The organism is Neisseria sp. HMSC065D04 (assembly GCF_001815675.1).
Classification (GTDB): domain Bacteria; phylum Pseudomonadota; class Gammaproteobacteria; order Burkholderiales; family Neisseriaceae; genus Neisseria.
On sequence record NZ_KV821553.1, the window covers coordinates 35,346 to 42,353 of the forward strand.

Here is a 7,008-nt window from a genome sequence, read left to right on the forward strand (position 1 = left end):
CGCCTTGTCCTGATTTAAATTTAATCCGCTATATATGATGAAGGAAAGGTGCAAAAAAGGTCGTCTGAAAGCATGGTTTCAACAAAGTGAAAACCTAAAATGCTTTTCAGACGACCCTATGTTTGCCTGTTCAAAATACGGTTAAAATCCCCAACCCTACCCTTTTAATTCTTCTTGTCTCCGGATTTCGATATGTTTCAAAACGTCATGGCGGTTGCGTTTGGCGCGGCTTTGGGTGCACTGTCCCGCTGGTTGCTCGTTCTCGCCTTTGCCGCACTCTCCGTCCCATTTTCGGCAGGCACGCTTGCCGCCAACTGGATCGGCGCGTTCTTAATCGGCATCTGCGCCGAATGGCTGGATAATCCGCAATGGAAGCTTTTACTGATTACCGGTTTTCTCGGCAGCCTGACGACATTTTCCAGCTTTTCATTGGAAATGGTCACCCTGATGCAGGCGCAACGCTGGGCGACGGCGTTTTCAGCGGTCTGCCTGCATGTTTTCGGCTCGTTCCTGCTGACGGCGTTGGGCATTTACTTGGCGCAAAGCTGGAAATAGCCGCGAACATCGTCATCTCAATAAAATATTCTCACGCTATCCCAATATCCAAACACACGGTTTCCCCGCAATATGCTTTGCCTGCTTCGGTCATATGCGCCGGTTTGTAGGCGGCGAAAGCGTAGGTCAGATCGGCGCGGAAGGTGTCTTTGTCTGCTTCGCCGGTGTCGCAGTTCAGCCCTGTCGGGATGTCTAACGCGATTTTGAAGCCGTCGGCTTGATTCAGCAGGCGACAGACGGCGGCGGCTGTTTCGGGTAATGCGCCGCTGAAGCCTGTCCCGAAAATGCCTTCGATAACGAGGCTGTAACCTGTTTTCAGACGACCTTCAAGCTCATCGGATCGGATAAAGCTGACGCCGTCCGAATGATTCAAACGCTCGCGGTTCAACTGCGCCAGCGGCGACAGTTTGTCTCCCAAGACGAAGACGACATCTACCTGCCAATCCCGCTCCGACAACACGCGCGCGATGACCAGACCGTCGCCGCCGTTGTTGCCCTTGCCGCAAACGATTAACGTGCGTCCTGCTTTGGGGAAACGGCGCAGCAAATCCGCCGCCGCGGCCTGTCCCGCGTTTTCCATCAGTTGCTCGAAAGTCGTGCCTTTATCGACTGCCATTTGCTCGTGTTCGCGCATTTCTGCGGCGGTGTAGATTTTCATCATTCGCTCCTTTTCTCTTTTCTGCCTATCAAACATCCAAACGCAAACCTTATCAATAGCCCTGCCCGACTTTCCCGTCAAATCATTCGCTTTCTTTGATTTGTCGCAATATGTCGTCTGAAAATAAGGAACTTGGTCGCTTTGAATTTGATTTTTATGTTAACAAGATTTATTATCATAATAAAACAAAGTGATAAACAATCAAAACTACTTCTTTTGCGGGGACGGGCGTTGGGATATGCCTCTGGCTACCCTGTGTCTGATTCGTCTTTACTTGCCGTCTCTTTTTTCAATCGACAACGAAAGTAAAACACACTATGTCTGCCATACCTTTGTCAAAACTCAGTAAAGGCGCAGTCGCGCACATCGACTCCATCGTCCCCAATTCGACTTTCGGCGAACTCGACCCGCTGGTTACACGCCGCCTTGCCGACTTGGGCTTTTCAAGCGGAATGCCGTTGCAGGTGATTGCCGTCGGCGGATTCGGACGCGGTCCGTTTGCCGTACGTTTGGGCAACCAGTCGCAATTCTCGTTGCGGCAGGAAGAAGCAGGAAAGATTATGTGCCATGTGATTGACGGCTGACTTACGCCGTACGCGCAGGCAAGCTTCATATTCTAGAAATGTGCGGCAAAGGCGGATTGAATCTGACCGCCCTATCCTTTTCAGACGACCCGGGTCGTCTGAAAGCGCCGTTTCAAAGCCTTTTTCCCAATCCAACGCCAAACTCATCACACAATCAAACAAGGAGAATAAATAAATGGAACTAAGCTATTTTGCCTTGATTGGCGCGCCAAACTGCGGCAAAACCGTTTTGTTCAACGGTTTGACCGGCGCCCATGCCAAGGTTGCCAATTATCCGGGCGTAACGGTCGATAAGCGCGAGGGCGCCTTCCTCGACGACGAGGCCGTCCGCATTATCGACCTGCCGGGCACATACAGCCTACGCACGACCAGCCCCGACGAAGCGGTGGCAAAAGATGTGGCAGTGGGCAAACTGGGCATTCCGCCCGACGCCATCATTGCCGTTGCCGACGCGACCAACCTGCGTATGACCCTGCGCATGATTCTGGAACTGAAAACGCTGGGACTGCCTATGGTGGTGTCGCTGAACATGAGCGACGTTGCCCGCAAAAGGGGCTTGAATATCGATGCGGCCAAACTGAGCGAGCTGCTGGGCGTACCCGTTTTGGAAACGGTCGCGGTGAGCGCATCGGGCGTACAGGCAGTACGCGAAGCCGTGGCGAAGCTGCCGCGCAAACGCTCTTTCCCCGCCAATCCCGCTTCTGCCGAACGCACGCTCGATGCGCTGGAGAGCGACAAACTTTATCAAGAAGTCGAGTCGATTTTGGCACAGGTCGTCCGCACGGAAATGACGCTGCCCGCATGGCACAAAAAACTCGACGACATCGTGCTGCACCCCGTCTGGGGCATGATTATGCTGCTGGTCATCCTGTTTATGGTGTTCCAAGCGGTTTACACATGGGCTGCGCCGATTATGGACGCCATCGAAGGCGGCTTTACCGCGCTGGGCGAATGGGTGGGCGCGAATATGGCACCCGGCATCCTCAATGACTTGATCGTCAGCGGCGTGATTGCCGGTACCGGCAGCGTGTTGGTGTTCCTGCCGCAGATTACGATTTTGTTCGCCTTCATCCTGCTTTTGGAAGACTCCGGCTACCTGCCGCGTGCGGCGTTCCTGCTGGATAACATAATGGCAAAAAGCGGCCTGTCCGGACGCTCGTTTATCCCGCTCCTGTCAAGTTTCGCCTGCGCCGTCCCCGCCGTGATGTCGGCGCGTACGATTCATGACCCGCGCGAACGCCTCGTTACCATCGCCGTCGCCCCGCTGCTGACCTGCTCCGCGCGGCTGCCCGTGTACGCGCTGATTATCGCCGCCGTCATTCCCAACCGTACAGTAGGCGGGATTTTCAACCTGCAAGGGCTGACGCTCTTCATCCTCTACATCGCAGGCATCCTGTCGGCTGCTTTGGCGGCGTACATTATGAAACGCTTGGCGCGGATGAAAGGCAACGTGCAGCAATTCCCGCTTCTGATGGAGCTGCCGACCTTCCGTACGCCCAACTTCAAACACATCATGACCAGCCTATGGGACAGGGTCAAAGCCTTCCTGAAACGCGCCGGTACGATTATTTTCGCGCTGAGCGTGATCCTTTGGGGCTTGGTAAGCTGGCCTCAACCGCCCGTGGACGCAACAAGGGCAGCGATTGATTACAGCCTTGCCGGTATGATCGGTCATTTCATCCAGCCATTTTTCGCCCCGCTAGGCTTCACTTGGGAAATGTGTATCGCCATGATTCCGGGCATCGCCGCGCGCGAAGTCGTCGTTGCTGCGCTGGGTACGGTCTATGCCGTCAGCGCATCGTCTGAAGACGCGGTACAAAACGCGCTGATTCCGATCGTGCACAACAACTGGGGCCTGCCGACCGCCTTCGCCTTCCTGGCATGGTATGTGTACGCACCGATGTGTGCTGCAACTTTGGCAGTCATTAAACGTGAAACCAAATCCACAAAAAATATGGTGATGATTACAGGCTATTTGTTCCTGATGGCTTACTTCGCCGCATTTGTGGTTTACCAAACTACTAACTGGATACTCAAATCATGACTCAATATATTATCGTCGGCATCATCATGCTTGCCTGTCTGTTTTTCCTCTTGCGGAAATTCTTGTTCAAACCGAAAAAACACGATTGCAGCAGCGGCTGCGGCAAATGCGGCGGTTGCGGCTGAGTATGGATAGCTAGGAAGAAGAAAGGTCGTCTGAAATGGTTTCAGACGACCTTTTGTATGTTTAGAGCTATGGTTTAGCGGTTGTTGTAGGACTTTCCATCATTCGGTAACAAAACGTTTAAACAGCCTTTTTTCTTGGAAAGATGATACAAGTAATTAAAAATATCAAAGTTCCGCCCACAAAATCAATAAAATGGTGTTGATAGACAAACAAGACCGAAATGGCGAGTAACAATCCCCATATACCAAAAAATGATTTTAAGAATTTGGATTTGACTTCCCTGCAATAAACCTCAGCCGAAAGAAAAGCAAAACTCACATGCAATGACGGACATTGGTTAAAACTACTGTCTATTTTGCCCAATATATAAAAGAAAGATTTTAAAATTTGGTTATCGACTTCGGGTTTGGGAAAATAAAATTTCATTGGAAATATGACAAATAAAGCAGTAGAAACCGCAATTAAAAAGGCTGCCCTCTTTATCAACAATTTCAAATTGCTTTCGTTCTTTTTCAAAAATATAGTGGCTAAGAAGAAAACCTGAGACGTCATATAAGGCAACATAAATATGGGCAAAAAAGGAATATTCCTTTCCCAGTCCATAAAATATGAAGGCACATTATCGACTGTATAGGTATAAAACTCAGCCCCTTTGTACAAAATGACAAAAAATATCGATATAAAAATTGTATATTTAATCTTTAATTTTGACAGCTTATCCACTTGCAAATTTTCTCCAATCACAATTCCAACATAATCAAAATATCAGAATTTCATCACGATATCATATATGATAATGATATGGAATATCTGACACTATTTGCACATAAGCATTAAATCGTAAGAAGAAATGTAGGGACTAAACAAAATGGAATATCTGATTGATTTTAGGGACGGTATCATTACTTATGAAAATTTATTTTGGTTATTTAAAAACGCCCCTCATGAAGCAATGGATCAACTTCAATTTGAAGAAGATTTATTACAAGTATCTTTCTTTGATGAGAAATACATTTTAGATGTTGGATGGTATCCGAATCCTAGAAAAAACGGGGTATTTAAAGTCTACGTCATTAAAAATTACGATTGGGAAAATCCACTATTTATCCGCTCTCATAAAAATATAAATCATTTGATTCCTATTATCGAACAAGGGATTAACTGTATATATAAGGAATACCTCCATCGGTGAGCCTAGTTTGGGTCATACCCAACCATCACATCCAAGCCTTCACAACAAAAAGGTCGTCTGAAAACCAAACTCCGGCTTTCAGACGACCTCAATCTTTCCAAACTTTCAACCAACCTTATTTCAACGCTTCCAGCAGCTTTCCGTGTATCCCGCCGAAACCGCCGTTGCTCATCACCAAAATATGGTCGCCTGCTTCGGCATTTTTCACGATTTCGGCGACGAAGGCATCGAAGTCTTTGCCGACGTGCAGCTTGCCGCCCAAAGGCGCGAGGGCTTCGGCGACGTCCCAGTCCACACCGCCGGCGTAGCAGAACACTTGGTCGGCATCTTTGAGGCTTTCGGGCAGTGCGGCTTTCATAGTGCCGAGTTTCATGGTGTTGGAACGTGGCTCGAGGACGGCGAGGATGCGGGCGTTTCCGACGCGCTGGCGCAGGCCTTCGATGGTGGTTTCGATGGCGGTCGGGTGGTGGGCGAAATCGTCGTAAACGGTGATGCCGTTCACCGTGCCTTTGATTTCCATGCGGCGTTTGACGTTTTTAAACGCACTCAAGGCTTCGCAGGAGGTCTGAATATCGACTCCGGCATGGCGCGCGGCGGCGATGACGGCGAGCGCGTTCATGCGGTTGTGTCCGCCCATCAAATCCCATGCGACGTGTCCAGCTTTTTTGCCGTCAAGCAACACGTCGAACGAGCCGTCGGTATTGACTTCGCCGACCTGCCAGCCGTGTTCGGTGCCGAATTTTTCCACCGGCGTCCAGCAGCCTTTGTCGAGAGTGTCTTGCAGACTTTGCTGCTGTCCGTTGCAGACGATGAGGCCTTCAGATGGCACGGTGCGCACGAGGTGGTGGAACTGGGTCTGTATCGCGCCCAAGTCGGCGAAGATGTCGGCGTGGTCGAATTCCAGATTGTTCAACACGGCGGTACGTGGACGGTAATGCACGAATTTGGAGCGTTTGTCGAAAAAGGCGGTGTCGTATTCGTCGGCTTCGATGACGAAAAACGGCGATTTGCTGTTCGGGTCTTGACGCGGCGTTTGCGGCAGGCGGGCAGAAACGCTGAAGTTTTCCGGTACGCCGCCGATGAGGAAGCCCGGCGCGAGTCCGGCATATTCCAAGACCCATGCAAGCATGGAAGCGGTGGTGGTTTTGCCGTGCGTCCCCGCCACGCCGAGCACCCAATGATGGTGCAGCACGTTTTCCGACAGCCATTGCGGGCCGGAAATATAAGGCAGACCGCGGTTCAAAATCGCTTCAACCACATCCATCCCGCGCTTGGCGACATTACCGATCACGTAAACGTCGGCTTTAAATTCGTCCAACTGCGCGGCATCGAAGCCTTCGTGTACGTCTATGCCCAAGGCTTCGAGCTGGGTGCTCATCGGCGGATACATCTTCGCGTCGCAACCGCTGACTTTAAACCCCGCTTCTTTGGCAATGGCGGCCACCCCGCCCATAAACGTGCCGCCGATACCGATAATGTGGATGTGTTTCATGATAAGACCGTCTTTTGAATGAAATAATGGGAAAGCCGCCATTATAACGGAGTTTGGATAGTGGGGTCGTCTGAAAAGCGAAGCTGTGGCAAGATGGACAATATAGAGGATTTGAACTGAAAAGGAGAAAGCCCATGCCCAAGCTGACACCCCAAATGTTCGCTTTTCTGCAAGCGCCTCAAGCCGAATCCGTCTTGCTGCGGCTCTACACCCAAGCCTTAAAGCAAAACAGACAGATGTTTTTTCATTTTCTGCCCAAGATTTTCAAACTGTTGGGCAAAGGGCTGGATTGGACGGGAGAAAACGAAAGTTTTTACAAAGACAAATATAGTCAATTAAAATCAAAATAGGACAGTA

Annotated in this window: 9 protein-coding genes; 6 read left to right on the plus strand and 3 right to left on the minus strand. The window is 50.3% G+C overall.

The genetic code is table 11. The features are described from left to right. The first annotated feature begins 192 nt into the window (after positions 1-192). Positions 193-555, plus strand: a complete 363-nt coding sequence (gene crcB / locus HMPREF3050_RS12020) for a fluoride efflux transporter CrcB (protein ID WP_070774948.1) — start codon at positions 193-195, stop codon at positions 553-555. Between the two features lie 31 nt (positions 556-586). Here crcB and HMPREF3050_RS12025 read toward each other — a convergent pair whose 3' ends face one another. Next, a complete protein-coding gene (locus HMPREF3050_RS12025) occupies positions 587-1,213 on the minus strand; it encodes an NAD(P)H-hydrate epimerase (RefSeq protein WP_094113408.1) in 627 nt (208 codons plus the stop codon). Between the two features lie 317 nt (positions 1,214-1,530). Between HMPREF3050_RS12025 and HMPREF3050_RS12030 the strand changes: the two genes are divergently transcribed. The 3 genes from HMPREF3050_RS12030 (at position 1,531) to HMPREF3050_RS13915 (ending at position 3,966) form a co-directional block, all read left to right on the plus strand. Then, complete coding sequence (locus tag HMPREF3050_RS12030; RefSeq protein ID WP_003742387.1) at positions 1,531-1,797, plus strand: FeoA family protein; 267 nt, start codon at positions 1,531-1,533, stop codon at positions 1,795-1,797. A 175-nt stretch (positions 1,798-1,972) separates the two neighbouring features. Continuing rightward, complete coding sequence (locus HMPREF3050_RS12035) at positions 1,973-3,841, plus strand: ferrous iron transporter B (RefSeq protein ID WP_070774950.1); 1,869 nt, start codon at positions 1,973-1,975, stop codon at positions 3,839-3,841. Then, positions 3,838-3,966 (plus strand): FeoB-associated Cys-rich membrane protein, encoded by a 129-nt coding sequence (locus HMPREF3050_RS13915; RefSeq protein WP_083299283.1) that lies wholly within the window; start codon positions 3,838-3,840, stop codon positions 3,964-3,966. The genes HMPREF3050_RS12035 and HMPREF3050_RS13915 overlap by 4 nt, the downstream gene beginning before the upstream one ends. A gap of 118 nt (positions 3,967-4,084) precedes the next feature. Here the strand turns inward: HMPREF3050_RS13915 and HMPREF3050_RS12040 are convergent, their stop codons facing one another. Then, positions 4,085-4,690 carry a phosphatase PAP2 family protein gene (locus tag HMPREF3050_RS12040; RefSeq protein ID WP_070774951.1) on the minus strand — a complete coding sequence of 202 codons (606 nt, stop codon included), beginning with the start codon at positions 4,688-4,690 and terminating at the stop codon, positions 4,085-4,087. 145 nt (positions 4,691-4,835) lie between these two features. On the opposite strand from HMPREF3050_RS12040, the gene HMPREF3050_RS12045 reads away from it, so the two are divergent. Next, positions 4,836-5,159, plus strand: coding sequence for a hypothetical protein (locus HMPREF3050_RS12045; RefSeq protein WP_070774952.1), 324 nt, complete (start codon positions 4,836-4,838; stop codon positions 5,157-5,159). Between the two features lie 115 nt (positions 5,160-5,274). Here HMPREF3050_RS12045 and mpl read toward each other — a convergent pair whose 3' ends face one another. Further along, positions 5,275-6,651, minus strand: coding sequence for a UDP-N-acetylmuramate:L-alanyl-gamma-D-glutamyl-meso-diaminopimelate ligase (mpl, locus tag HMPREF3050_RS12050; protein WP_070774953.1), 1,377 nt, complete (start codon positions 6,649-6,651; stop codon positions 5,275-5,277). A 134-nt stretch (positions 6,652-6,785) separates the two neighbouring features. Here mpl and HMPREF3050_RS12055 point away from each other — a divergent pair, with 134 nt between their 5' ends. Next, positions 6,786-7,001: a hypothetical protein gene (locus HMPREF3050_RS12055; protein ID WP_070774954.1), complete on the plus strand. Its 216-nt coding sequence runs from the start codon at positions 6,786-6,788 to the stop codon at positions 6,999-7,001. Positions 7,002-7,008: the final 7 nt, after the last annotated feature.